This is a genomic window from Accumulibacter sp. (genome assembly GCF_023806635.1).
Lineage (GTDB): Bacteria > Pseudomonadota > Gammaproteobacteria > Burkholderiales > Rhodocyclaceae > Accumulibacter.
Map to the genome: position 1 here is coordinate 123,194 of NZ_JAMTDQ010000029.1, position 22,701 is coordinate 145,894.

Genomic DNA, 22,701 nt, shown 5'->3' on the forward strand with positions numbered 1-22,701 from the left:
ACGAAAGACTAGCGCGTGATCGGCCGGTAGCGGATGCGCTTCGGGCGGGCGGCTTCATCGCCGAGGCGGCGTCGCTTGTCTTCCTCGTACTCGTGGTAGTTGCCGCTGAAGAAGCTCCATTGCGAATCGCCCTCGCAGGCGAGGATGTGCGAGCAGATGCGATCGAGGAACCAGCGGTCGTGCGAGATCACCAGCACGCAGCCGGCGAACTCGAGCAGCGCGTCCTCGAGCGCACGCAGCGTTTCGACGTCGAGGTCGTTCGACGGCTCGTCGAGCAGGAGGACGTTGCCGCCGGCGATCAACGTCTTCGCCATGTGCAGCCGTCCGCGCTCGCCACCCGAGAGCTGGCCGACCCGCTTCTGCTGGTCGGCGCCCTTGAAGTTGAAGCGGCCGATGTAGGCGCGCGCCGGTGTTTCGTACTTGCCGACCGTGAGGATGTCGGCGCCACCCGAAATCTCCTCGAATACCGTCTTGTCGCCGTCGAGGCAGTCGCGACTCTGGTCGACGTAGGCGAGGCGGACGGTCTCGCCGATGTCGATCTCGCCCGAGTCGGGCTGCTCGCGGCCGGTGAGCATGCGGAACAGTGTCGACTTGCCGGCGCCGTTCGGGCCGATGATGCCGACGATCGCGCCCGGCGGCACGCTGAAACTCAGCCGGTCGATCAGCAGGCGGTCGCCGAAGGACTTGCTGACGTTGGAAAACTCGATCACCTTGCTGCCAAGGCGCTCGCCGACCGGGATGAAAATCTCCTGCGTCTCGTTGCGCTTCTGGTACTCGACGTTCGACAGCTCCTCGAAACGCGCCAGCCGGGCCTTGCTCTTCGCCTGCCGCGCCTTCGGGTTCTGCCGCACCCACTCGAGTTCCTGCTTCATCGCCTTGATGCGCCCGGCTTCCTGGCGCGCTTCGCTTTCCAGTCGCGCCTCCTTCTGTTCGAGCCAGCTCGAGTAGTTGCCCTTCCACGGGATGCCGTGGCCGCGGTCGAGTTCGAGGATCCATTCGGCCGCGTTGTCGAGGAAGTAGCGATCGTGCGTCACGGCGACGACGGTACCGGGGAAGCGGACGAGGAACTGCTCGAGCCAGTCGACCGACTCGGCGTCGAGGTGGTTCGTCGGCTCGTCGAGCAGGAGCATGTCGGGCTTCGAGAGCAGCAGCCTGCACAACGCGACACGCCGCTTCTCGCCGCCGGAGAGATTGCCGATCAGCGCCTCCCAGGGCGGCAGCCGCAGCGCGTCGGCAGCGAGCTCGAGCTGGTTCTCGAGGTCGGCGCCGCCGCTGCTGGCGATGATCGCCTCGAGCCGCGCCTGCTCCTCGGCGAGCTTGTCGAAGTCGGCGTCGGGCTCGGCGTAGGCGGCGTAGACGGCGTCGAGCATCGCCTGCGCGGCGAAGGCGTCGCCAAGTCCCGACTCGACTTCCTGGCGAACGGTCCTGCCCGGGTCGAGCTGCGGCTCCTGCGGCAGATAGCCGATGTTCAGCCCGGGCATCGGCGTTGCTTCGCCGATGATGTCGCGGTCGACGCCGGCCATGATGCGCAGCACCGTCGACTTGCCGGATCCGTTGAGGCCGAGCAGGCCGATCTTGGCACCGGGGAAGAAGGAGAGCGAGATGTCCTTGATGATCTGGCGCTTGGGCGGGACGATCTTGCCCACGCGGTTCATCGTGAATACATATTGAGCCATGGCTGTCGATCGGAGGTCGGGAACGGGTTGCGGGAAACCGGCGGCAGTTCCGGCGGCGAAGGCGCGAGTTTACCCGAGTCTGCCGCTGCGCGTTGCAGGTGGTGAACCGACCCGCCACGCTGACGCGCGGCAGGGCGATTGACAGCGCTCGCAGCCGCCGGGCATACTCGGCCCGTTACGCCGATGCGGGCCTCGACGGCCGTCGGTCCTGCCCGCATGCCTGCCGCGGCGTCCTGCCAGCCGGTCCGGCGGCGGCGCTGAAGACGAATCCCGCATGACATCGAGCATCCATCCGCCACCATTCGCAATCGCTCGCGAGGTCCGCGCCGCCGGTCGCCGGTGCCAGCGCTGGCGGGCCGTGCTCGGCAGCCTGTTGCTGTTGCTGCATGCATTGTTGCCGGCCGGCGCAGTCGCCAGCATCTGGGGCTATGTCGATGAGCAGGGGATAGCGCACTTCGCGACCGAGCAGCTCGATTCGCGCTACAGGCTTTTCCTGCAGGGCGACGCCGCGCGCACGTCGCTGTCGGCACCGAGCGGGCCAGGCAAGCCGGAACTGCTGCGCTACCTGTCGCAGCATCCCAACCTGAAGAAGTTCGAGCCGCTGATCAAGCGCGCGAGCGACGAGTTCGCCGTCGATGCCGCGCTGCTGAAGGCGGTGATGGCTGCCGAATCCGCCTTCAACCCGGATGCCGTATCACCCAAGGGCGCCATCGGACTGATGCAGGTGATGCCGGCGACCGCCGGGCAGTACGGTCTGCAGGCGGATCGGCAGCAGAGCCTGGAGGAAAAGCTGGCCGATCCGAAGACCAACATCCGCATCGGCGCGCGTTACCTGCGCGACCTCGGCAAGCTGTTCCCGAACGATCCGCAGCTGGTTCTGGCCGCCTACAACGCGGGCCAGGGAGCCGTGCAGCAGCACCGCAACCAAGTGCCGCCATACCCGGAAACGATGAGCTACGTCCAGCTCGTGACGCAGTTCCATCAGCTCTACCAGGGCAACACGCTGACTCGGAAGGCGGCACCGCCGTCGATCTTCACCCGTTCGGCTGCCGGCGGTCAGCGCATCTACATGAAGCTGCCCGGGCGGCGCGATGTGCCGGAATCAGCTCCTGCGCGCTGATGCCGGCCTGTCGTTACAGCGCCGGTGACGCCTTGTTTTTTCAACATGGCGACGGGCATGCACCGTCAAACCGTCGCCGGCATCTGCCGGCGCCTCAAGCAGTGCCATTGCCAGCGAACGAACGCCGGCCGACGCCGCGCGTTGCGGGCGTCGAGCCGCCGTCCGTCGGAAGGGCGTGCTGCGGCGGTACAATATCCATCCCCCCTACCAGAGAAACGATCATGGCAGCCGCGCATCGAGTTCATCCCCCCGCCACCCCGAGCAGTTCTTCGTGCCGGCGGGCGGACCGCCGCGTGCGCGGCACCGTTCGCAGCCTGGCGGCGACGCTGCTGCTCGCCGGCTGCGCCGGCCCGGCGACCAACGTCACCGTCAGTGACCCGGCGCGCATCACGCGCAGCGGCTTCCTCACCGACTACAGGGCGCTGGCGCCTTCGCCGGGGGCCGAGGGCACTCTTTGCTGGCGGCAGCCCGGGCTCGACCTCAAGGCCTACGACAAGGTGCTGATCAACCGGATCGTCGTCACCCTCAAGGCCGACCAGCAACAGGGGATCGATCCGACCGAGCTGAAGGCGCTCGTCGATTACTTCCACGCCGCGCTGGTGAAAGCGCTGCAGCCGCAGATGCAGATCGCCGAGCAGCCGGGTCCGGGGGTCATCGTGCTGCGCATCGCAGTCACCAACCTGGTACCGACGCAGGTCAGCCGCAGCCTGCTGGGAACGGCGATCCCCTACGCATTCACTGCCGAACTGGCCTCCGGTCCGGCCAGCGGCAGGCCGGCCGGATCGACGCCGTACCTCGGCGAGACCGGGATCGAGATCCAGTTCACCGATGGCGCGACCAACCGCATCCTCGCCGAATGCGCCGACGCGCAGATCGGCCGCAAGTACGCGGCGGCGGTCGAGGAGGGCGCCGAGGGTGCGACCGACACCTGGGTCAAGGGTTACATGAACTCGTTCCAGGCCTGGGCCTACGCGCAGAACGCGTTCGACAAGTGGGCGAAGCTGATCGCCGATCGCTTCGCCGTGCTGCGTGGTGTCAATCCGGCGCAATAGCCGCGCCGCAGGAATCGGGAAGGAGCAGGCGATGCAGGGAAAAGCGGTGGTGGCGGGTGTCGGCACGATCCCCTTCGGCAAGCCGGGGGCGACCGAGAGCTATGATCGGATGGCCGCGGCGGCGACACGGCGGGCGCTCGCCGATGCCGGCCTGGGTTACGAAGACGTGCAGCAGGCGATCGTCGGCTACGTCTATGGCGATTCGACCTCCGGCCAGCGCGCGCTCTACGGTGTCGGCATGAGCGGCATCCCGATCGTCAACGTCAACAACAACTGCTCGACCGGATCGACCGCGCTCTTCCTGGCGCGGCAACTGGTCGAGGCGGGCGCGGTGGACTGCGTGCTGGCGCTCGGCTTCGAGCAGATGCGTCCCGGGGCGATCGCCGAGCACTGGGGTGACCGGCCGTCGCCCTTCGCGCGTTTCGACGAGCTCTGCGCCGAGATCGCTCCCTACCCGGTGCCGCTGGCGCTGCGCTACTTCGGTGGCGCCGGCGTCGAGTACATGCAGCGCCACGGCGTGACGGCCAGGCTGTTCGCCAGCGTGCGCGCCAAGGCCAGCCGGCACGCCGCGCACAACCCCGGCGCGCTGCTGCGCAAGGTGGTGACCGAGGAAGAGGTGCTGGCGGCGCCGCTGATCTGTGCCGAGGCCGGCATGACGCGGCTGATGGCCTGCCCGCCGACCTGCGGTGCGGCGGCGGCGATCATCGTCTCGCCCGCCTTTGCCGCCCGTCGCAATCTCGACCGGCGCGTGGTGATCGCCGCGCAGGCGATGACTACCGACCGGCCGGGAACCTTCGACAAGCGCAGCATGCTGGCGCTGGTCGGCGCCGACATGAGCCGCGAGGCCGCCGACCTCGTCTACGAGCAGGCGGGAATCGGTCCCGGCGACGTCGACGTCGTCGAACTGCACGACTGCTTCGCCCAGAACGAGGTCCTCAGCTACGAGGCGCTGCGGCTGTGCCCGGACGGCGGCGCCGAGCAGTTCGTCGCCGACGGCGACAACAGCTACGGCGGCCGGGTGGTGACCAACCCGTCGGGTGGTCTGCTGTGCAAGGGGCACCCGCTCGGCGCCACCGGGCTCGCACAATGCGCCGAACTGGTCGAGCAGTTGCGCGGCGAAGCCGGCGAACGGCAGGTGGCGGGCGCGCGCATCGCGCTGCAGCACAACCTCTGGCTTGGTGGCGCCTGCGTCGTGACGCTTTACCAGCGGGCAGCCTGAGCCGCCGCCGGAGGCGGTTTCAATCGACAGGGAGCAATTGATGGCAAAACTCGCAGGCAAGGTGGCGATCGTCAGCGGTTCCGGCCGCGGCATCGGTCGCGCGGTGGCGCTCAAGCTGGCGGAGGAGGGCGCGCATGTGGTGGTCAATGATGTCGACAGCACACCGGCGGCCGAGACGGTCAACGACATCGTCGCTGCCGGCGGCCAGGCGGTCGCCTGCGTCGGCAGCGTCACCACCGCCGACTTCGCCGAGCGCTTCGTGCACACGGCGCTCAGCCAGTTCGGTGGCCTCGACATCATCATCAACAACGCCGGCTACACCTGGGACAACGTCGTCCAGAAGATGAGCGACGAGCAATGGCAGGCGATGCTCGACGTCCATCTGACGGCGCCGTTCCGCATCCTGCGCGCGGCGGCCGACTTCTTCCGCGCCGCAGCGAAGAGCGAGAGCGAGAGCGGCCAGGAGACCTTCCGCAAGGTGGTCAACGTGTCGTCGATCGCCGGTGTCGGCGGCAACGCCGGGCAGGCCAACTACGCCGCCGCCAAGGCCGGCATCGTCGGCCTGACGCGCACGCTGGCGAAGGAATGGGGACGCTACCGCGTGAACGTGAACTGCGTCGCCTTCGGCCTGATCAACACGCGGCTGACGAGTGCCGCCGCCGGCGACGCGGTGCTCGACATCGAGGGGCGGCAGATCAAGGCCGGCGTCAACCCCGACCTGTTGCGGCAGATGGCGGCGATGATCCCGCTCGGCCGCGGCGGCACGCCGGAAGAGGCGGCGGGCGCCATCGTCATGCTCTGCTACCCGGAAGCCAACTACGTCTCCGGCGAACTGCTCGTCTGCGGCGGCGGTTTCCGCATCTAGGCGCGAGCGACGTCCGATGGCGATCGCCCGCACGCTCTTCGACGACGATCACCGGCAGTACGCAGCGGCGCTCGACCGCTTCATCGCGCTCGAAGTGGCGCCGCATTACGAGCGCTACGAGGAACAGGGCTACGTCGACCGCGAACTCTGGCGGCGCGCCGGCAGCGCCGGCTTCCTCTGCTCGTCGCTGCCCGAGGAGTACGGCGGCGCCGGCGCCGACAAGCTGTACAGCGTCGTCCTCTTCGAACAGCTGGCGCGCAACGCGGTGCAGAACCTGCTCGGCTGGTCGCTGCATTCCGAGATCGTCGCGCCCTATCTGCTGCATTACGGCAGCGAGGCGATCCGCCGGCTGTGGCTGCCGCGGATGGCGGGCGGCGAGCTGATCGGCGCCATCGCCATGACCGAGCCCGGCGCCGGCTCCGACCTGCAGGGAATCCGCACGACGGCGCTGCGCGACGGCGAGCACTACGTCCTCAACGGTGCCAAGACCTTCATCACCAACGGCTCGCTCTGCGACCTCGTCGTCGTCGTCGCCAAGACCGATCCGGCCGCCGCCGGCAAGGGGATCAGCCTGCTGTTGGTCGACATGCGCTGGCCCGGCTGCAGTCGCGGGCGGCGGCTGAAGAAGATCGGCATGCGCGCGCAGGACACCGGCGAGCTCTTCTTCGACGACGTGCGCGTGCCGCTCGACCACCTGCTCGGCGACGAGAACCGCGGCTTCGTCTACCTGATGAACGAACTGCCGTGGGAGCGGCTGCAGATCGCCATCACCGCCGTCGCGCAGGCGGCAGCGGCGATCGAATGGACCAGCCGGTACTGCCGCGAACGCCAGGCCTTCGGGCAGCCGATCATGCAGTTCCAGAACACGCGCTTGACCCTCGCCGAGGCGCTGACCGAGGTGCAGGTGGCGCGCGTCTTCGTCGACCGCTGCATCGAACTCTTTCTCCGCGGCGAACTCGACGCGACGGCGGCGTCGATGGCCAAGTACTGGTGCACCGACCTGCAGTGCAAGGTGCTCGACGCCTGCCTGCAACTGCACGGCGGCAACGGCTGCATGCTCGACTACCCGATCGCCCGCGCCTGGACCGACGCCCGCGCCGCGCGCATCTACGGCGGCAGCAACGAGATCATGAAGGAGCTGATCGCCCGGCAGTTGCCATGAACCCAGCGGACAGCATGGAATTCAGGTGACAGTGTAAATGACCCGCTGCGAGGGCTGCGGCAGGCGCTGGCCGCCGGGTTCATCGACGCGGCAACCTTCGACGCCGCCGTCGCGGCGACCGCCGCCCGCGCGGCAGGCCCAAGTCCGCGGTGGCGGCGCCGTCGCGCAGGGCGCGGGCGACGCGCTCGGCGCCGCGGCGGTCAAGATCGCCGGCGACCACAGCGGCGCGATCATCCGGACGCAGATCGTCAACACTGCCATGGCTGGTGACTCGCCAGCTTCAGCCGTGCGCTTGCCATGGCTGCCATCCGTTCTGCACCGCGATGCCCAGCCAGTCGCTGATGATGTCGGCGATCTCTTCGCCCTCCGCTTCGGAATGCGCGAACAGGAGGTCCATGGAGGCACCGCCCTCATCGAGCCGCACGCAGTACAGATGGCTACTGTTCCCGTCGCCGGAGATCTCGCGCACGCGCAGGCTCAGTTGGCCCTGGCTGGAAAAGCGGTGGCTGCGGCCGCCCAGTCGCCAGACGCGGCCGACGGCGCGGTAGGCAAAGACGATACGGCGTGTGGTGCGGTCGATCTCCAGCACCTGTTCACCGCTCTGCAGAAAAGAACCCATGACGAAGACAGCAGCGAAGGCCGCCAGCAGCACCGGAACCATCACATCGCCAGGACCGCTGAGCATCACCACGCCGCCGAACACGACGCCGGCCAGCAGGAAGACCGTGCCCGCCCAGCGCGCGACGGGCTGAAAGGGCTTGCGGATGCGCAGGCGGTCCGGGCTGGGATAGTCAAGTTCAAGGATGGGAGATGCAACCGCCATTGCGCGAGTATCCTTGCTCCACCTGCCGCTCGTCAATCCTGGATTTCGGCTGTTTTCCCTCGGCGCCCGACAAATCTCGCCATGCCGCTTGGTCCGCTGCCCGGCGACCCCGGTCGCCGGCATCCGCGTGATGATCCAGGGTGGCGGCTGCTCCGCCTTCCAGCGTAGGAGAGAAGGGCTCAGGCTGGCGATCCCATTCGGCACTGCGGCGTCAGATTGAACTGAGCCTGGCGCCATTTTTACACTTTCCTTTGCCAGTTTCCTGAGCTCTGCGCATCACGCCGCACGCGATCGTTCGTACGGCGCCTGAATCCGGGCCGATGCAGCCCGGAGAGAGTGCTAGAATCAACCGATGATCGATTGGTCCACCTGTCCGGCCGTAGAGTGCCATCCTGACGTGGTGAGCGGGGCCTGGGTCTTTCGGAGCACCCGGGTGCCCGTCGCGGCCCTCTTCGAGAACCTCGAGGCGGGCGCCACGGTGGCCGAATTCGTCCAGTGGTTTCCGGGCGTCGGCCTTGAGCAGGCGAAGAGCGTTCTCGAGCACGCCGCCCGGAGTTCGCTTGCGGCAGCGTAGATGCGCATCGTGTTCGATCAGGGTACGCCAGTGCCGCTGCGCCATTGCCTTCCCAGACGGTCAGGCGGAGGTAGGCTCCCTTTTCGATCCAGATGTCGTTTCTGCGCCTGATGGCGTTCTCGAACTCGCGCCGATGGTCGGCGAGTTCGGCCGACGAGGCGAGGAAGATGTTCCGGATGGTGATCCCGGTGGTCGGCATGCGGCAGGCTCCGGCGAGTTGGCGTCGGCGAGACCCTACGCTGCAGGAGGGCGAAAGGCAAGCGGTCGCGCGCGGCGACGCCGCTCGCCGCGCGCGCCGGCGAGCGAGCGGTCAGTGCAGCCCGAACCAGGCTTCGGCGTTGCGGTGCGCCACCTGCTCGGCCGTCGTTGGCGTCAGGTTGGCGAGCAGCCCGTTGCGGATCGCCTGCACGCTGGTCTCGTAGTCCTGCGGGTTCCCTGCCAGGTCGACACCGACGACGAAGCGGTCGGGGTGGTCCTCGATCAGTTGCTGCCAGTCACGCTCCAGCGTGCGCTCGTCGTAGACGGCGTAGCGGTTCTTCTGCAGCGGCCAGCCGCGGGCCGAGAGGTCGCAGGCGGTGTTCGGGTACTGCTCGAGGAAGCGGCGCATGTCGGCGGCCGACGAGACGCTGCCGCAGTGCGAGACGATGAGCCGCGCCTGCGGGCTGGACGCGGCGAGCGCGCCCACCTGCCGGACGGTGTCCGGGTGGTTCCATTGGGCATGGATGTTGAGTGGCCGGCCGTAGCGGGCGGCGAGGGCGAAAAGCGCCTGCAGCGTGCCGCTGTCTGCCGCCACCTTGAAGCGGCTGCTCGGGTCGGCGGCAGTGGTCAGCGCATTGACGTGGATCTCGCCGATGACGCGCGCGCCGCGGTCACGCAATTCTCCCTCGATGGTGGCCAGCATCTGCTGCACGGCGGGGCTCTCGGGGTTGGCGAAGTCCGTCGCGTCGAGGCTGCGGTGCGTGCTCTTCCACGCGTGCTGGCCGGCGGGTCTGATGAAGCGTCGGCCGAGCGCCATCATCGCCGCCATGTTGTTGCCGCCGGCGCCGCCGGCCAGGCGCACGCCGTTGCGGTCCATCACCGCCAGCAGCTCGGCGCCATCGAAACCCTGGACGATGTGGTAGTGGCTGTCGATGATCGGCAGCCTGCCGGCACCGTCGACGCCGAGGACAGCCTCGGCGGCGGCGGGAGTTGCTGCCAGCGGCGCCGCGAGAGCGGCAAGAAGCCAGAGGGAGGTGGTGCAGCGGCGGAAACGCCGGAGGGGAAGGAATGGGGCGGATTCCATTGTTGCTCCTCGGACATTGCCAGGAGGGCGGTCTCGCCACGTCGAGTCTTGCGACGACGGCGCCGCCCTGCACATCGGGGATGTCACAACAAGGATAGGAAACGCCGTCGCGGTATGCAAATCCCGTGCGGCGGCCTGCAGGCTGCAGCCGGGCCGCAGCCCGTGCATTCCCGACCGCGCCGGAGAAGCGACGACGGCGGCGTCCCGCGTCCGCCGCCGCGAGCGTCGCAACGGCCATCGCCGGTGGGGCCGGCAGACGACCTCAGAGGTTGTGAATAAATCTACTGCGCGACCGATCTGCGGCGTTGCTCACTCGCTCACTCCTCGCCTATCCATCTGATATGTCTCGTCGTTCGCTCGCTCGCGCCTTGCATCTCGGCCTGCTCGCGACGATTTCTTTACAACCTCTCAGCGGCCGGTGTTGCCGGCAGCGAGCAATTCGCTTCCTGACGATGTCGGTACTTGCGCACGCTGTCTCAGTTCGGCGATGACTTGCTGACTGTTCTGCCGCGACGCGGCTGCCTGCTCGCGACGATCCCGATCCGCGATCAGCGCCAGGGCCTGTCGGCGCCAGGCCACCATCTGTGGATCGTGTTCGTGGTGGAGGTGGTGGCGCCGGTGCATCGTGAACCAGCGATGGGCTTCCTCGGCGTCGGCGGCAACGCCCTGGCCTGTCTGGTACATGAGGCCGATCTGGAACTGCGAGACCTTGTCGCCCTGGGCGGCGGCGATTCGGTACCATTGCATCGCCGTGCCGTAATCGAGCGCCACGTCATCGCCGTAGTGGTGGATGACGGCCAGATTGTAGGCCGCATCGGCGTTCCCCCTGTCGGCCCACGCTTGCCACAGCCTGATGGCCTGCGTCGTCTCGCCGCCCTTGTGCAGCCGGGCAGCCAGGCGCAGGTCGTCGTCGACGCTCCCTGCATGGGCCGCGAGGCAGCAAGCGGCAAGGGTGAAAGAAAGGCAGAGGCGAGAAAGCGGCAGGCTCATGGTCGATCTCCGGAAGAGACCCCGACGCGTGATTGCGCCCGGGGCGGTGGTTGGCGGTCGGGTTGACGGGCGCACTAAGAGCGGCAGCCTAAGCCCAAACCGCCTTGTCCGTAATCAGGCAAATTGTCGCGCGACGGTTTGTCGCATGCCGTCGGAACGTCGGCCAGGCGTGCCTGCCGGCGCGACGTCCCGCAACCAGGCGCGGCCCTTGCCGAGCGCGTGCGCCGCGGGGATCGGTGCGATAATCGGCGGCCTCCGGCTGCGGCCGCCACGCTCGCGTTGCGCGGGCACCCGATCGAATGCGTCATCGATGAAGAACGAAGAATCGTCACGGCAGCGGCTGCTCGAGATCAATCGCCAGCAGGCCGAGTTCTACGAGCACGATCTGTACGTGCAGCGCGACCGGCAGGGTCTGCCGGTGCGCATCTGGGGCGCGGTGCGCGACAGCCTGCACCGCTTCCGCGAGGAAACCGGAATCGGCAGTGCGGCGGACGATCTGCATCAGGTGTGGCTCGGCGACCTGGCGGGCAGCAAGGTCCTTGACCTCGGCGTCGGTTGCGGCAACGCGCTGTCGATCGATATCGCCCGGCGCTGTCGCGAGTACCACGCGATCGACCTCAGCGAGCGGCTGGCGGCGAGCTTCCAGCAGGCGCTGCTGGCGGAGGGTCTGCAGCATGCGCGTTCGTATCGCGCCGATTTCCTCGCCGACGACTTCACCGAGCGGGACTTCGACATCATCTACGCGTTGGGCGTCGCACATCATTTCGAGGACTTCGACCTGTTCCTGGCGACCGCGCAGCAGCGGCTGAAGCCTGGCGGCAGGATGATCACCTACGATCCGCTGAACACCTTCTGGGCGTCACGGCTGCTGCGGGCGATGTTCCGGCCGTTCCAGAACGACGCCGCCTGGGAGTGGCCGTTCGCGCGCAGGAACTTCGAGCTGATCGGCCGGCGATTTGGCATCGCGGCGGTACAGGGGACGCTCGGCCGCTCGAAGTGGGCCTTTCCGCTCGTCGTGCTCAACCCGCGGTGGGCGATTCGCCGCGGCCGCGAGGCGCATCTGCGTGACCTAGCGGAGTGCAACCGTGTCGCGTCACCGTTGTTCCGCTGCCTGCACGTGACGATGTGCCTCGTCCGGAAATGACGAGGGTGGCGACGGCCGGGCAGCCAGCGGGACACGGGCACTAGTCGCCGGGGCGCACCAGTTCGATCGAGAAGTCGGCTTCGTAGGGAGGTACGTGAACCTCGACGATCGAGCCCGTGGGCACGTCGAGTCGCAGGCCGGCGACGTCGGCGTGGATCGGCAGGACGCTGACACCGCGATCGACGAGGACCGTGCTGATGACCCGTGCGGCGCCGCATCCGACCAGATGCTGGACGACGCGCAGCAGCGAATGTCCGCGATAGAGCACGTCGTCGACCACGATCGCGCATCGCCCGGCGAGGTCGGCGACGGTGGGTGCCGTGTCTTCGCTGAGCCGGGTCTGCGGATGGAGCAGGCTGAGATCGTCAGCGTAGCGTTTGACGACCAGCTCGAGCCGTAGCGCCGGTCGCAGCAGTCCGCGCCTTGCCAGGTGCTCGGCGAGCATCGCGGCCAGTGGCACGCCACGGCGCCGGATGCCGACGAGGACAAGGTCTTCGTCGCTGGCCAACAAGCCGGTGAGGCGGGCGGCCATGCTGTCGAGTACCGGCTCGAGCTGCCGTTCGTCGTAGAGGCAGGAGCGGGTAGGGGCGTTCATCGGCGGGAGTCGTGCCGAGCGTGCTTCAGGCCGGCAGCGGCTCCGGGTTGCCGAGGGCGGTGGTGTTGAGACCACCGTCCACGTACATGATCTCGCCGGTGATGCCGCTGGCGAGGTCGGAGAGCATGAAGGCGGCTGCGTTGCCGACTTCGTCGATGGTGATGTTGCGGCGCAGCGGGGCATTGTGCGCGTTGTAGGCGAGCAGGCGGGAGAAGTTGCCGATGCCGGATGCGGCGAGCGTCTTGATCGGTCCGGCCGAGATGGCGTTGGCGCGGATTCCCTGTGGGCCGAGGCAGAAGGCGAGGTAGCGGGTGGCGGCTTCGAGGCTCGCCTTGGCGAGGCCCATGGTGTTGTAGTTGGGCAGGGTGCGCTCGGCGCCGAGGTAGGAGAGCGCGAGCAGTGCCGGGTTGTGGCCGCGCAGCAGCAGTGGCCGTGCAGCCTTGGCGAGTGCAGGGTAGCTGAAGGAGGAAACGTCGTGGGCGATGCGGAACGCGTCGCGCGTGATGCCGTCGAGGAAGTCGCCTTCGATCGCTTCGCCTGGGGCGTAGGCGATCGAATGCACCAAGCCGTCGAGGCCGTCCCACTGTCGACCGAGGTCGGCGAAGAGCTGGTCGATCGCGGCGTCCTCGCTGACGTCGCAGGGGTAGATCAGGGTGCTGCCGAATTCCGCCGCGAACTTGGCTAGACGATCCTTGAAGCGTTCGTTCTGATAGGTGAAAGCGAGCTGTGCGCCTTCCCGTTTGCAGGCCTTGGCGATGCCATAGGCGATCGAGTGCTTCGATAGCACGCCGGTGATCAGGATGCGCTTGTCTGCGAGGAATCCCATGTGTTCTCCGTAACGAAAGTTGGCTGCTCGTGCAGCTCGTTGTTCGAATCTTCCTGACCGCGTGATTATAAAGGATTTCGGGCGACGCCCGGAGCCCGTCGCTGGCGCTGCAGCGACGGGACGCAGGCGCTTGACCCGGGTGCGGCAGGCTGCTGTTGGCCCGCTGCAGGCGCCGCGCGGCGTTGCCACGGTGGGCCGCGGCGACCCATGCGCAGCCGGTTCGCGATAAACTGCCGCCCATGCCCCGTTTTCGTCGTGCCCTGCCGTTGATCGGCGCGCTGCTGCTGTGTGCCTGCGGCAGCGAGCAGAACGATCCGTACCCGCGTGCCGAGCGCGGCCGGAACATCCTCTACGCCGCGTTCACCGAACGCCCGAAACACCTCGATCCGGTGCAGTCCTACAGCGAGGACGAGATCACGTTCACGGCACAGATCTACGAACCGCCGTTGCAGTACCACTACCTGAAACGGCCTTATACGTTGATTCCGCTGACCAGCGAGGCGGTGCCGGTGCCGCGCTACTTCGACGCCGCCGGCAACGAGCTGCCTGCCGACGCGCCGGCGGCGGCGATCGCCACCAGCGTTTACGAGATCCGGCTCCGGCCGGGCATCCGCTATCAGCCGCATCCGGCCTTTGCCCTGGATGCCGCCGGCCAGCCGCTCTACCGCGCCGGCGATCGCGAGCAACTGCGCGGCATCGAGAAGCTGGGTGACTTCGCGCAGACGGGCAGCCGTGAGCTGGTCGCCGACGACTACATTTATCAGATCAAGCGCCTGGCGCACCCACGGCTGCATTCGCCGATCTTCAGCATGATGGCCGAGCGCATCGTCGGCCTGCGCGAGTTGGGGGAGGCATTGCAGGAGGAGGCAAGGAAGCTGCCGGCCGGCGCCTGGATCGACCTCGACGGCTTTCCGCTCGCCGGCGTCAGCCGCGTCGATCGCCATACCTACCGCATCAGCCTGCACGGCAAGTATCCGCAGTTCGCGTACTGGCTGGCGATGCCGTTCTTCGCGCCGGTGCCGCGCGAGGTCGACCGTTTCTACCACCAGCCGGGAATGGCGGAGAAGAACCTGACGCTCGACTGGTATCCGGTAGGTACCGGCCCGTTCATGCTGACGGAGAACAATCCGAACAGCCGCATGGTGCTCACCCGCAATCCGAACTTCCACGGCGAGACCTATCCCTGCGACGGCGAGCCGGGTGACGAGGCGGCGGGCTTGCTCGCCGATTGCGGCAAGCCACTGCCGTTCATCGAGCAGGCGGTGTATTCGCGCGAGAAGGAGAGCATTCCCTACTGGAACAAGTTCCTGCAGGGCTATTACGATGCCTCCGGGATTTCCTCCGACAGCTTCGACCAGGCGGTACGGCTGGCAGTCGGCGGTGACGTGCAGCTGACCGACGAGATGCGCGACAAGGGGATCAGCCTGCTGACGAGTGTGCGGGCGTCGATCTTCTACATGGGGTTCAACATGCTCGATCCGGTCGTCGGCGGGCTCGGCGAGCAGGCGACGAAGCTGCGCCAGGCGCTGTCGATTGCCATCGACCAGGAAGAGTTCATCTCGATCTTCATGAACGGTCGCGGCATCCCGGCGACGAGCCCGCTGCCGCCGGGCATCTTCGGTTACCTCGATGGCCGCGAGGGGATCAATCCGGTCGTCTACGACTGGGTCGATGGCCGCGCGCAGCGCAAGCCGCTGGCCGAAGCCAGGCGGCTGCTGGCCGAAGCCGGCTGGCCGAACGGTCGCAACGCCGTCACCGGCGAACCGCTGGTACTGAACCTCGACACGACGACCGGCGGCATGGGCGAGAAGTCGCGCCTCGACTGGCTGACGCGACAGTTCGCCCGGCTCGACATCCAGCTCGTCGTTCGTTCAACCGACTTCAACCGCTTCCAGGAGAAGATCCGCAAGGGCGCGGTGCAGCTCTACTATCTCGGCTGGAACGCCGACTACCCGGATCCGGAGAACTTCCTCTTCCTGCTCGCGGGTAGCGAGGGCAAGGTGGCGAAGGCCGGCGAGAACGCGTCGAACTACGCCAATCCGGAGTTCGACCGACTGTTCGAACAGATGAAGGATCTCGAGAGCGACGGACCGCGCGGCGCCGAGCGGCTGCCCATCATCCGCCAGGCGATCGCACTGCTGCAGCATGACGCGCCGTGGATCTACGGCTTCCATCCGAAGAGCTACACGCTGGGTCAGGTCTGGCTGCACAACCGCAAACCGACCGATGTCGGCAACAACATCCTCAAGTACCAGCGGATCGATGCCGCCGCAAGGGAGCGCCTGCGGCAGGAGTGGAACCGGCCGGTACTCTGGCCGCTGGCGCTGCTCGCCGCGCTCCTGCTGGCAGTGTTGCTGCCGGCGGCGATCGCCCATCGTCGGCGCGAACGCGGAACCGCCCGCTGATGCGCCCGACGCCGCCACCCTGCAAGCGCATCGCAGCTGGCCACCGGCGGCGGCCGGCGCCCTAGTCCCCGGACATGCTCGCCTACGTCGTCCGCCGCCTGCTCTATGCGCTGCCGATCCTGATCGGGGTGAACCTGATCACCTTCGCCCTGTTCTTCGTCGTCAACACGCCCGACGACATGGCACGCATGCAACTCGGCGTCAAGCGCGTGACCCCCGAGGCGATCACCCGCTGGAAGGCGGAGCGCGGATACGACAGACCGTTGTTCGTCAACGACGAGGCGAGCGGCGTTGCGGTGTTCTCCGAGACGATCTTCTTCAGCAAGTCGATACGCATGTTCGTCGGCGATTTCGGGCGCGCCGAGGACGGGCGCGACATTGCACGCGAGATCGTCGCGCGCATGGGGCCGTCGCTCGCCATCGCCCTGCCGACCTTCGTCCTCGGACTGCTGGTGAGCGTCACGTTTGCCCTGCTGCTGACCTTCTTCCGCGCCACCTACCTCGACTTCTGGGGTGTCGTCCTGTGCGTCGCGATGATGTCGATCTCGGGGCTTTTCTACATCATCGGCGGCCAGTACCTGATCAGCAAGCTGTGGAAGCTGGTGCCGATCTCCGGGTACGGCGGCGGTCTCGACGCCTGGAAGTTCGTCATCCTGCCCGTCGTCATCGGCGTCGTCTCGGGAATCGGTTCGTCGACGCGCTGGTACCGGACGATCTTCATCGAGGAGATCGCACGCGACTATGTGCGCACGGCGCGCGCCAAAGGCCTCAGCGAGGCTGCCGTGCTGTTCCGGCACGTGCTGCGCAACGCGCTGATCCCGATCCTCACCGGCGTCGTCGTCGTCATTCCGCTGCTTTTCATGGGCTCGCTGCTGACCGAGTCGTTCTTCGGCATTCCAGGTCTCGGCAGCTACACGATCGACGCGATCAACGCGCAGGACTTCGCTGTCGTGCGGGCGATGGTGTTCATCGGTTCGTTGCTCTACATCGTCGGGCTGATTCTCACCGACCTCTCCTACACCCTGGTCGATCCGCGCATACGCTTCGATTGATGCCCTTCCTGCCCGTCATCCTCTGGTCCGATGTGCTGATCTGGCTGCTGCTGCTGGCGGCGCTCGCGTCCGGCTGGCTGTCGGCAGGCAATCCACTGTGGCGCAGCGCCTGGCAGCGCGTCGGCCGCAGCCGGGCTGGAATGGCGTCGGCGACGTTGCTGCTTGCCTTCGCCATCGTCGGCCTGCTCGACTCGCTGCATTATCGACCGCGCCTCGCGGCGGACGGTGGGCAGCGGACGGCCGGTCAGCCGGCGGTCTACGCCGTCGAGGTGCTGTCGCTGCTCGACGCGCTGCTGACGCCGCTGCGCACGCGCAACGAGAAGACCTACTCGGAACCACTGGCAACGCGTGCCCACGCCAAGGAGACGATCGAGGTACGTGGCAGCGACGGTCGCCTGCAGCAGGTGCGCGACCACCCGCGTCTGCGCCACGGCGGTGCCCATCTCGGCGCCGATGAGGGGCGGCGTGACGCCGATGTCGCTGGCCGTGTGCTGCAGGCGCTTGGCCTGGCGCTGCTCGCCTGGGCGGCGGTCGTTCTCGCCGTCTGCGGCGGCGTCGTGCGCGCGCGGGGCTGCGGTTGGCGACTGGCCTGGCGGCGAGTCTGGCGAAGCGAAGGCGAATTTGCCTGGAACGCGATCCTCGCGACGCTCGCCGCATTGTCGTTGCTGGCCATGCCGGTGGCGCTGCTGGCGGGCGACTACCACGTCTTCGGCACCGACAAGGTCGGACAGGACGTGCTCTATCAGGTGCTGAAGAGCGTTCGCACGGCGCTCGTCATCGGCCTCGTGACGACGCTCGTGATGCTGCCGCTGTCGGTGCTGCTCGGTGTCCTGGCTGGCTACTTCCGAGGCTGGGTCGATGACCTCATCCAGTATCTGTATACGACGCTGAGCTCGATTCCCGGCGTCCTGCTGATCGCTGCCGCGGTGTTGATGATGCAGGTGTTGATCGACACCCACCCGCAGTGGTTCGCGACGGCCGCCGAACGCGCCGACCTGCGCCTGCTGGCCCTTTGCTTCATTCTCGGCGTGACCAGCTGGACCGGGCTTTGCCGTCTGTTGCGCGGCGAGACGCTGAAACTGCGCGAGCTGGAGTACATCCAGGCGGCGCAAGCGTTTGGCGTCTCCAGCCTGCGCATCATCGGCCGCCACATCCTGCCGAACCTGATGCACATCGTCATCATCGCGCTGGTGATGGATTTCTCCAGCCTCGTGCTGGCCGAGGCGGTGCTCTCCTATGTCGGCATCGGCGTCGACCCGACGATGATCAGCTTTGGCACGATGATCAACAACGCCCGCCTCGAGCTGGCGCGCGAGCCGCTGGTCTGGTGGTCGCTGGCGGCTGCTTTCCTGTTCATGTTCTCGCTCGTGCTGGCGGCGAACCTGTTTGCCGATGCCGTGCGCGACGCCTTCGACCCGCGTCTGGCGGGCTCGCCATGAACGCACCAGCGAAGTCTTGCGGTGACGAGCTGCTGACGGTCAGGCAGCTGCGGGTGGCTTTCGCGCAGGGTCGCGCGCTGTTGCCGGCGGTCGATGGCATCGACCTGCGGCTGGCTGCCGGAGAGACGCTGGCGCTGCTCGGCGAGTCCGGCTGCGGCAAGTCGGCGACGGCTCTGGCGTTGCTGCGCCTGTTGCCGGCGGCGGGCAGGATCGTCGCCGGCGAGGTGCGGTTCGGCGGGCGCGACTTGCTGCGTCTGCCGGAGTCCGAGATGCGCGCGGTGCGTGGTGGCGGCATGGCGATGATTTTCCAGGAGCCGGCGACGAGCCTCAACCCGGTGCTCACCGTCGGCCGGCAGATGGCCGAGGTGCTCGCCCGGCATCGGTCGCTGGGTGGCACGGCGGCGCAGGCGACGGCGCTCGATCTGTTGAGCGCGGTCGGCATCGCCGATGCACGGCGGCGGCTTGGCGAGTATCCGTTCCAGCTCTCTGGCGGCATGAAGCAGCGGGTGATGATCGCCATGGCGCTGGCTGGCGATCCACGCCTGCTGGTCGCCGACGAGCCGACGACGGCACTCGACGTGACCATCCAGGCGCAGATTCTGGATCTGCTGCGCCGCTTGCAGGTCGAACGGGCGATGGGCATGCTGCTGATCACCCACGACCTCGGCGTCGTCGCCCAGATGGCAACGCGCATCGGCGTCATGTATGCCGGCGAGATCGTCGAGGAGGCGCCGCGCGCCAGCTTCTTCGCGACCCCGCGACACCCCTATACGCAGAAGCTGTTCGCCGCGCTGCCCGGCCTGGCGCGGCGCGGCGGCCAGCTGCAGACGATTCCCGGACAGGTGCCGTCGCTGTCGGCGATGCCGGCTGGCTGCCGTTTTGCCGCCCGCTGCGAGCATGCCTGGGATCGCTGCCGGCAGCAGTCGCCGCAGTGGCGGCAGGTGGCGCTCGATCATCGGGTACGCTGCCACCTCGAGGACGGCCGGTTGGTGGCCGGAGGCAACGCTGGCGGGCCCGCTGCCGATGGCGTGCCGGTCGCCGCTGCCGCGGCAGCACCGACGCTGCTGGCGGTGGATGATCTGCGGGTGCATTTTGCGATCCGACGCGGTGTCCTGCAGCGAACCGTCGGCCACGTGCGGGCGGTCGACGGCGTCTCGCTGGCGTTGGCGCGTGGCCGCACGCTGGCGTTGGTCGGCGAGTCGGGCTGTGGCAAGACGACGGTCGGCAAGGCGATCCTGCAGTTGCTGCCGGCCAGTGGCGGCAGCGTGTGCCTGCTCGGGGAGCAACTCGGCGGCGGTCGGCAGCGCGCGCAGCGAGCGCTGCGGCGCCACATGCAGATGATCTTCCAGGATCCCTTTGCCTCGCTCAACCCGCGCCTGTCGGTTGGCGAGATCATCGCCGAGGGAATTCGCGCGCAGGGGGGTGGCGGGCGGGCGACGAACGAAGCGGCGATCGCCGCCGTGTTGCAGCAGGTCGGCCTGCCGGCGGAGGCCGCCATCCGCTACCCGCACGAGTTCTCCGGCGGGCAGCGGCAGCGCATCGCCATTGCCCGGGCGTTGGCCGTACAGCCGGAGCTGGTGATCTGCGACGAGCCGACGTCGGCACTGGACGTTTCGGTGCAGGCGCAGATCCTCAATCTGCTGGCCACGTTGCAGCGCGAGCTCGGTCTGGCCTATCTCTTCATCACGCACAACTTCGCCGTCGTCGATCATCTGGCGCATGAAGTGGCGGTGATGTACCTCGGTCGCATCGTCGAGCACGGCGGCGTCGACGAGGTCCTGCGCTCGCCGCAGCATCCTTACACGCGCGCCCTGCTGTCGGCGGTGCCCAGCCCACGTCTGGCTGCGGCGAGCGAGCCAATCCGCCTGCCAGGCGAGATTCCGTCTCCGGCGGCACCGCCGACTGGCTGCCATTTTCATCCGCGTTGCCGGCAGGCGGGCGAGTCTTGCCGGCAGGCGTATCCGCCGCCGAGCCAGCTGTCGGCGACGCATGTTGTGCGTTGCCATCTCTATCCGTCGACCGTTGACGCCGACCGAGGTGGCGTCGCCTGCGACAGGGCGGAGACGTGACAACGCCGCCTGGCGGCGGCGCTGCGGAGGGCGGTGCGTGGATTGCGCTCAGTAGGTGTTCTGGACGAGCTGGATCGTCAGCCGCTGTCCCGGCTTGATGTCGTTGTTCTGGATGCGGTTCCAGCGCAGGAGGTCATCCTTCTCGACACGGAACTGCCTGGCGATCGAGCCCAGCGTGTCGCCGCGGCGGATCGTGTACTGCGCGAGCTTGAGCGGCTTGCGGCTCGAGTCTCCGGCCTTCTCGGCCTGCCGGTTGCCGTTCCTGTCTTCCTTCGCCGCGCGCTCCGACCCTTTCGTGACCGCCGCGCTGGCGGCCCTGTTGCCGTTCGCTTCCCGGCGGCTCTCGTCCTGCTCGTTGCGCGCCTTGCCGGCTGACGGCCGGCTTGCCGGTTCAGCCGCAGCGACCAGCAGGCGGGTACCGGCATTGACCTGGTCGGCGCGCAGCTTGTTGATCTGCTTGAGTTCGGCGACCGACATGTCGTAGCGACTGGCTACCTCGCTCAACGTCTCACCCTTGCGGACGAGATGGCTGCCGCTGGCAGTGCGGGCCATGCCGGCGGCAGCTGCCGTCGGTCGGGAGTCCGCCTCGCTCGCCGCGTTGCGCTGCGCCGCCGGCTTGGCTGTCGGCTCGGCCGCGGCGACCAGCAGCTTGCTGCCGATATTGACCTGGTCGGCACGCAGCTTGTTGATCTGCTTCAGTTCGGCCATCGTCATGCCATAGCGCTGCGCCAGTGCGTGCAGTGTCTCACCCTTGCGCACCATGTGCGTCCGGCTGATCGCGGCCGCTGGCGCGGGTTCCGGCTGTGCCGGGCGAGGTGCCTGCGCGACGACGGCGGCAGCCGGCACCCGTGGCTGCTCGCTCGCCACCGGCGGCGCCGCGTCGGTCGCCAGGCTCGCGAGTTGCTCGCCCGGGCTGACGCCTTCCGGCAGCGGAACGAGCAGCGTCTGTCCGGCGGTTACCCTGATGCTGCCGCTGATGCCGTTCACCGCCTTCAGGTTGGCGACCGTGAGACCAAAGCGGGGGGCGACCTGTTCGAGCTTCTCGCCGGCGCGCAGGGTATAGGCCTGCCATGACGACAACGGCTTCTCGCTCTCTTCGTGCGCCTCGAGGTTGCTGACGAAGGTGTCGAGCTTGTGCGCGGGGATGACCAGCGGCTTGTCGGACTTGATCACCGGACGGTTGTGCGCCGGGTTGAGGGCGACGAACTCGCGCACCGGCATCTCGGCCAGGCGCGCCGCCAACTCGACGTCGATGTCCGCCGACTTGGTGACGGTGGCGAAGTAGGGGCGGTTGGGAACACCGCGGATATTGAGGCTGGCCAGCACGTTCGGGTTGCTGAAGATGTTCTTCAGCGCCTGTAGCTTGGGGACGTAGTGACGGGTTTCCTCGGGCATCGTCAGGCTGAGGTAATCGGTCGGCAGACCGTTGGCGCGGTTCCTGTTGATCGCCTTGCCAACGGCACCTTCGCCCCAGTTGTACGAGGCGAGCGCCAGATGCCAGTCGCCGTGGAGATCATAGATGTACTGCAGGTACTCGAGTGCGGCGGCCGTCGAGGCGACGATGTCACGGCGCTCGTCAAGCCACCAGCTCTGCTCCAGCTTGTACTGCCTGCCGGTCGCTGGGACGAACTGCCAGAGGCCGGAGGCATGACTGCGCGAATAGGCGGTCGGGTTGTAGGCGCTCTCGACCATCGGCAGCAGGGCGAGCTCCATCGGCATGCCGCGCTTCTCGATCTCTTCGACGATGTGATGCAGGTAGCGGCTGCTGCGCTCGACCATGCGCCGCAGCGACTCGGGGCGGTTGCTGAACCACTGCTGGTGGTGCAGGACCAGCGAGTTGTTGATGTTCGGCATCGCAAAGCCGCGCCGGATGCGCTGGAAGAGCTCGTCCGGTTCGGCGGTCAGATCGATGGTCTCGGGTGGCTGGCCCGGCGCGACGAGCTCGACGACCGGCAAGGCATCGGCTTCTGTCGTCTGGCCACCAGTTGCCAGACCCGGGTTGGTTGAATCTCCGGCCGCAGCGGTGCCGGAGCAGATGGCAAAAGCAAGAGCAAATGCGATTCGTGGCGTCATCCGTACTTCCTGTTCTCTTTTCGGGTGGGCGCCAGTTCATCCCCGCTCAGTGGGATCACCTGGTCGAATGGTGAGACTGCAAGCGCATGATTATAGACCAAAGCGCGAACGCGAGTGGACAAGCGTCGACGTGGAAAGTTCGCTTTCGGGCATGCTCCGACCGGCCGCAAGGCGAGGCGGTCGCCGCCCGCGCAGCGGCCTTCGCAAGGCCGCCAGCGCGCAATTGAAAAAGCCCAGGCTGGCTGGGCTTTCGGGTGCTTGGCTTGCGAGTACTGGATCGTGGCGGAGTGGACGGGGCTCGAACCCGCGACCCCCGGCGTGACAGGCCGGTATTC

General features: G+C 67.7%; 18 protein-coding genes. 11 read left to right on the forward strand and 7 right to left on the reverse strand.

Annotated features, from left to right (window positions below; genetic code table 11):
• Nucleotides 1–8 precede the first annotated feature (8 nt).
• A complete protein-coding gene (gene ettA, locus NFW30_RS05400) occupies nucleotides 9–1,676 on the reverse strand; it encodes an energy-dependent translational throttle protein EttA (protein WP_295352825.1) in 1,668 nt (555 codons plus the stop codon).
• A gap of 274 nt (nucleotides 1,677–1,950) precedes the next feature.
• Between ettA and NFW30_RS05405 the strand changes: the two genes are divergently transcribed.
• The 5 genes from NFW30_RS05405 to NFW30_RS05425 all read left to right on the forward strand — a co-directional run bounded on the left by NFW30_RS05405 (nucleotide 1,951) and on the right by NFW30_RS05425 (nucleotide 7,094).
• A complete protein-coding gene (locus tag NFW30_RS05405) occupies nucleotides 1,951–2,796 on the forward strand; it encodes a lytic transglycosylase domain-containing protein (RefSeq protein WP_295352826.1) in 846 nt (281 codons plus the stop codon).
• A 293-nt stretch (nucleotides 2,797–3,089) separates the two neighbouring features.
• Complete coding sequence (locus NFW30_RS05410; protein WP_295352828.1) at nucleotides 3,090–3,848, forward strand: DUF3313 domain-containing protein; 759 nt, start codon at nucleotides 3,090–3,092, stop codon at nucleotides 3,846–3,848.
• A 31-nt stretch (nucleotides 3,849–3,879) separates the two neighbouring features.
• The gene (locus tag NFW30_RS05415; RefSeq protein WP_295352829.1) at nucleotides 3,880–5,067 is read left to right on the forward strand and encodes a lipid-transfer protein; all 1,188 of its coding nucleotides are present in this window, start codon (nucleotides 3,880–3,882) and stop codon (nucleotides 5,065–5,067) included.
• Nucleotides 5,068–5,107: 40 nt separating this feature from the next.
• On the forward strand, nucleotides 5,108–5,932 hold the full coding sequence (locus NFW30_RS05420; RefSeq protein ID WP_295352831.1) for an SDR family oxidoreductase: 825 nt from the start codon (nucleotides 5,108–5,110) through the stop codon (nucleotides 5,930–5,932).
• Nucleotides 5,933–5,948: 16 nt separating this feature from the next.
• On the forward strand, nucleotides 5,949–7,094 hold the full coding sequence (locus tag NFW30_RS05425) for an acyl-CoA dehydrogenase family protein (RefSeq protein ID WP_295352834.1): 1,146 nt from the start codon (nucleotides 5,949–5,951) through the stop codon (nucleotides 7,092–7,094).
• A 280-nt stretch (nucleotides 7,095–7,374) separates the two neighbouring features.
• Here NFW30_RS05425 and NFW30_RS05430 read toward each other — a convergent pair whose 3' ends face one another.
• Nucleotides 7,375–8,040 (reverse strand): hypothetical protein, encoded by a 666-nt coding sequence (locus NFW30_RS05430; protein ID WP_295371829.1) that lies wholly within the window; start codon nucleotides 8,038–8,040, stop codon nucleotides 7,375–7,377.
• A 229-nt stretch (nucleotides 8,041–8,269) separates the two neighbouring features.
• Between NFW30_RS05430 and NFW30_RS05435 the strand changes: the two genes are divergently transcribed.
• Nucleotides 8,270–8,491 carry a DUF433 domain-containing protein gene (locus NFW30_RS05435; protein ID WP_295352840.1) on the forward strand — a complete coding sequence of 74 codons (222 nt, stop codon included), beginning with the start codon at nucleotides 8,270–8,272 and terminating at the stop codon, nucleotides 8,489–8,491.
• Between the two features lie 310 nt (nucleotides 8,492–8,801).
• Here the strand turns inward: NFW30_RS05435 and NFW30_RS05440 are convergent, their stop codons facing one another.
• Both NFW30_RS05440 and NFW30_RS05445 read right to left on the reverse strand, forming a co-directional pair.
• Nucleotides 8,802–9,773 (reverse strand): amidohydrolase family protein, encoded by a 972-nt coding sequence (locus tag NFW30_RS05440; protein WP_295352842.1) that lies wholly within the window; start codon nucleotides 9,771–9,773, stop codon nucleotides 8,802–8,804.
• Nucleotides 9,774–10,181: 408 nt separating this feature from the next.
• The gene (locus NFW30_RS05445) at nucleotides 10,182–10,763 is read right to left on the reverse strand and encodes a tetratricopeptide repeat protein (protein WP_295352844.1); all 582 of its coding nucleotides are present in this window, start codon (nucleotides 10,761–10,763) and stop codon (nucleotides 10,182–10,184) included.
• A 310-nt stretch (nucleotides 10,764–11,073) separates the two neighbouring features.
• On the opposite strand from NFW30_RS05445, the gene NFW30_RS05450 reads away from it, so the two are divergent.
• Complete coding sequence (locus tag NFW30_RS05450; protein ID WP_295352846.1) at nucleotides 11,074–11,907, forward strand: class I SAM-dependent methyltransferase; 834 nt, start codon at nucleotides 11,074–11,076, stop codon at nucleotides 11,905–11,907.
• 40 nt (nucleotides 11,908–11,947) lie between these two features.
• Here NFW30_RS05450 and NFW30_RS05455 read toward each other — a convergent pair whose 3' ends face one another.
• Nucleotides 11,948–12,502: a phosphoribosyltransferase family protein gene (locus NFW30_RS05455; protein WP_295352849.1), complete on the reverse strand. Its 555-nt coding sequence runs from the start codon at nucleotides 12,500–12,502 to the stop codon at nucleotides 11,948–11,950.
• Between the two features lie 25 nt (nucleotides 12,503–12,527).
• Nucleotides 12,528–13,328, reverse strand: a complete 801-nt coding sequence (gene fabI, locus NFW30_RS05460) for an enoyl-ACP reductase FabI (RefSeq protein WP_295352852.1) — start codon at nucleotides 13,326–13,328, stop codon at nucleotides 12,528–12,530.
• Between the two features lie 239 nt (nucleotides 13,329–13,567).
• Between fabI and NFW30_RS05465 the strand changes: the two genes are divergently transcribed.
• The 4 genes from NFW30_RS05465 to NFW30_RS05480 all read left to right on the forward strand — a co-directional run bounded on the left by NFW30_RS05465 (nucleotide 13,568) and on the right by NFW30_RS05480 (nucleotide 20,293).
• The gene (locus tag NFW30_RS05465; RefSeq protein ID WP_295352855.1) at nucleotides 13,568–15,733 is read left to right on the forward strand and encodes an ABC transporter substrate-binding protein; all 2,166 of its coding nucleotides are present in this window, start codon (nucleotides 13,568–13,570) and stop codon (nucleotides 15,731–15,733) included.
• 74 nt (nucleotides 15,734–15,807) lie between these two features.
• On the forward strand, nucleotides 15,808–16,785 hold the full coding sequence (locus NFW30_RS05470) for an ABC transporter permease (protein WP_295352858.1): 978 nt from the start codon (nucleotides 15,808–15,810) through the stop codon (nucleotides 16,783–16,785).
• The gene (locus NFW30_RS05475; protein ID WP_295352861.1) at nucleotides 16,785–18,224 is read left to right on the forward strand and encodes an ABC transporter permease; all 1,440 of its coding nucleotides are present in this window, start codon (nucleotides 16,785–16,787) and stop codon (nucleotides 18,222–18,224) included. Before NFW30_RS05470 ends, NFW30_RS05475 begins: the two co-directional genes overlap by 1 nt.
• A complete protein-coding gene (locus NFW30_RS05480) occupies nucleotides 18,221–20,293 on the forward strand; it encodes an ABC transporter ATP-binding protein (protein WP_295352863.1) in 2,073 nt (690 codons plus the stop codon). The genes NFW30_RS05475 and NFW30_RS05480 overlap by 4 nt, the downstream gene beginning before the upstream one ends.
• A gap of 48 nt (nucleotides 20,294–20,341) precedes the next feature.
• On the opposite strand, the gene NFW30_RS05485 is transcribed toward NFW30_RS05480, so the two are convergent.
• Complete coding sequence (locus NFW30_RS05485; protein WP_295352866.1) at nucleotides 20,342–22,366, reverse strand: LysM peptidoglycan-binding domain-containing protein; 2,025 nt, start codon at nucleotides 22,364–22,366, stop codon at nucleotides 20,342–20,344.
• Nucleotides 22,367–22,701: the final 335 nt, after the last annotated feature.

Bases quoted from the DNA above. Each gene is read 5' to 3' on its own strand.
- ettA (WP_295352825.1), bottom strand. From the start codon at position 1,676: ATGGCTCAATATGTATTCACGATGAACCGCGTGGGCAAGATCGTCCCG.
- NFW30_RS05405 (WP_295352826.1), top strand. From the start codon at position 1,951: ATGACATCGAGCATCCATCCGCCACCATTCGCAATCGCTCGCGAGGTC.
- NFW30_RS05415 (WP_295352829.1), top strand. From the start codon at position 3,880: ATGCAGGGAAAAGCGGTGGTGGCGGGTGTCGGCACGATCCCCTTCGGC.
- NFW30_RS05420 (WP_295352831.1), top strand. From the start codon at position 5,108: ATGGCAAAACTCGCAGGCAAGGTGGCGATCGTCAGCGGTTCCGGCCGC.
- NFW30_RS05425 (WP_295352834.1), top strand. From the start codon at position 5,949: ATGGCGATCGCCCGCACGCTCTTCGACGACGATCACCGGCAGTACGCA.
- NFW30_RS05430 (WP_295371829.1), bottom strand. From the start codon at position 8,040: ATGCCGGCGACCGGGGTCGCCGGGCAGCGGACCAAGCGGCATGGCGAG.
- NFW30_RS05435 (WP_295352840.1), top strand. From the start codon at position 8,270: ATGATCGATTGGTCCACCTGTCCGGCCGTAGAGTGCCATCCTGACGTG.
- NFW30_RS05440 (WP_295352842.1), bottom strand. From the start codon at position 9,773: ATGGAATCCGCCCCATTCCTTCCCCTCCGGCGTTTCCGCCGCTGCACC.
- NFW30_RS05445 (WP_295352844.1), bottom strand. From the start codon at position 10,763: ATGAGCCTGCCGCTTTCTCGCCTCTGCCTTTCTTTCACCCTTGCCGCT.
- NFW30_RS05450 (WP_295352846.1), top strand. From the start codon at position 11,074: ATGAAGAACGAAGAATCGTCACGGCAGCGGCTGCTCGAGATCAATCGC.
- NFW30_RS05455 (WP_295352849.1), bottom strand. From the start codon at position 12,502: ATGAACGCCCCTACCCGCTCCTGCCTCTACGACGAACGGCAGCTCGAG.
- fabI (WP_295352852.1), bottom strand. From the start codon at position 13,328: ATGGGATTCCTCGCAGACAAGCGCATCCTGATCACCGGCGTGCTATCG.
- NFW30_RS05465 (WP_295352855.1), top strand. From the start codon at position 13,568: ATGCCCCGTTTTCGTCGTGCCCTGCCGTTGATCGGCGCGCTGCTGCTG.
- NFW30_RS05470 (WP_295352858.1), top strand. From the start codon at position 15,808: ATGCTCGCCTACGTCGTCCGCCGCCTGCTCTATGCGCTGCCGATCCTG.
- NFW30_RS05475 (WP_295352861.1), top strand. From the start codon at position 16,785: ATGCCCTTCCTGCCCGTCATCCTCTGGTCCGATGTGCTGATCTGGCTG.
- NFW30_RS05480 (WP_295352863.1), top strand. From the start codon at position 18,221: ATGAACGCACCAGCGAAGTCTTGCGGTGACGAGCTGCTGACGGTCAGG.
- NFW30_RS05485 (WP_295352866.1), bottom strand. From the start codon at position 22,366: ATGACGCCACGAATCGCATTTGCTCTTGCTTTTGCCATCTGCTCCGGC.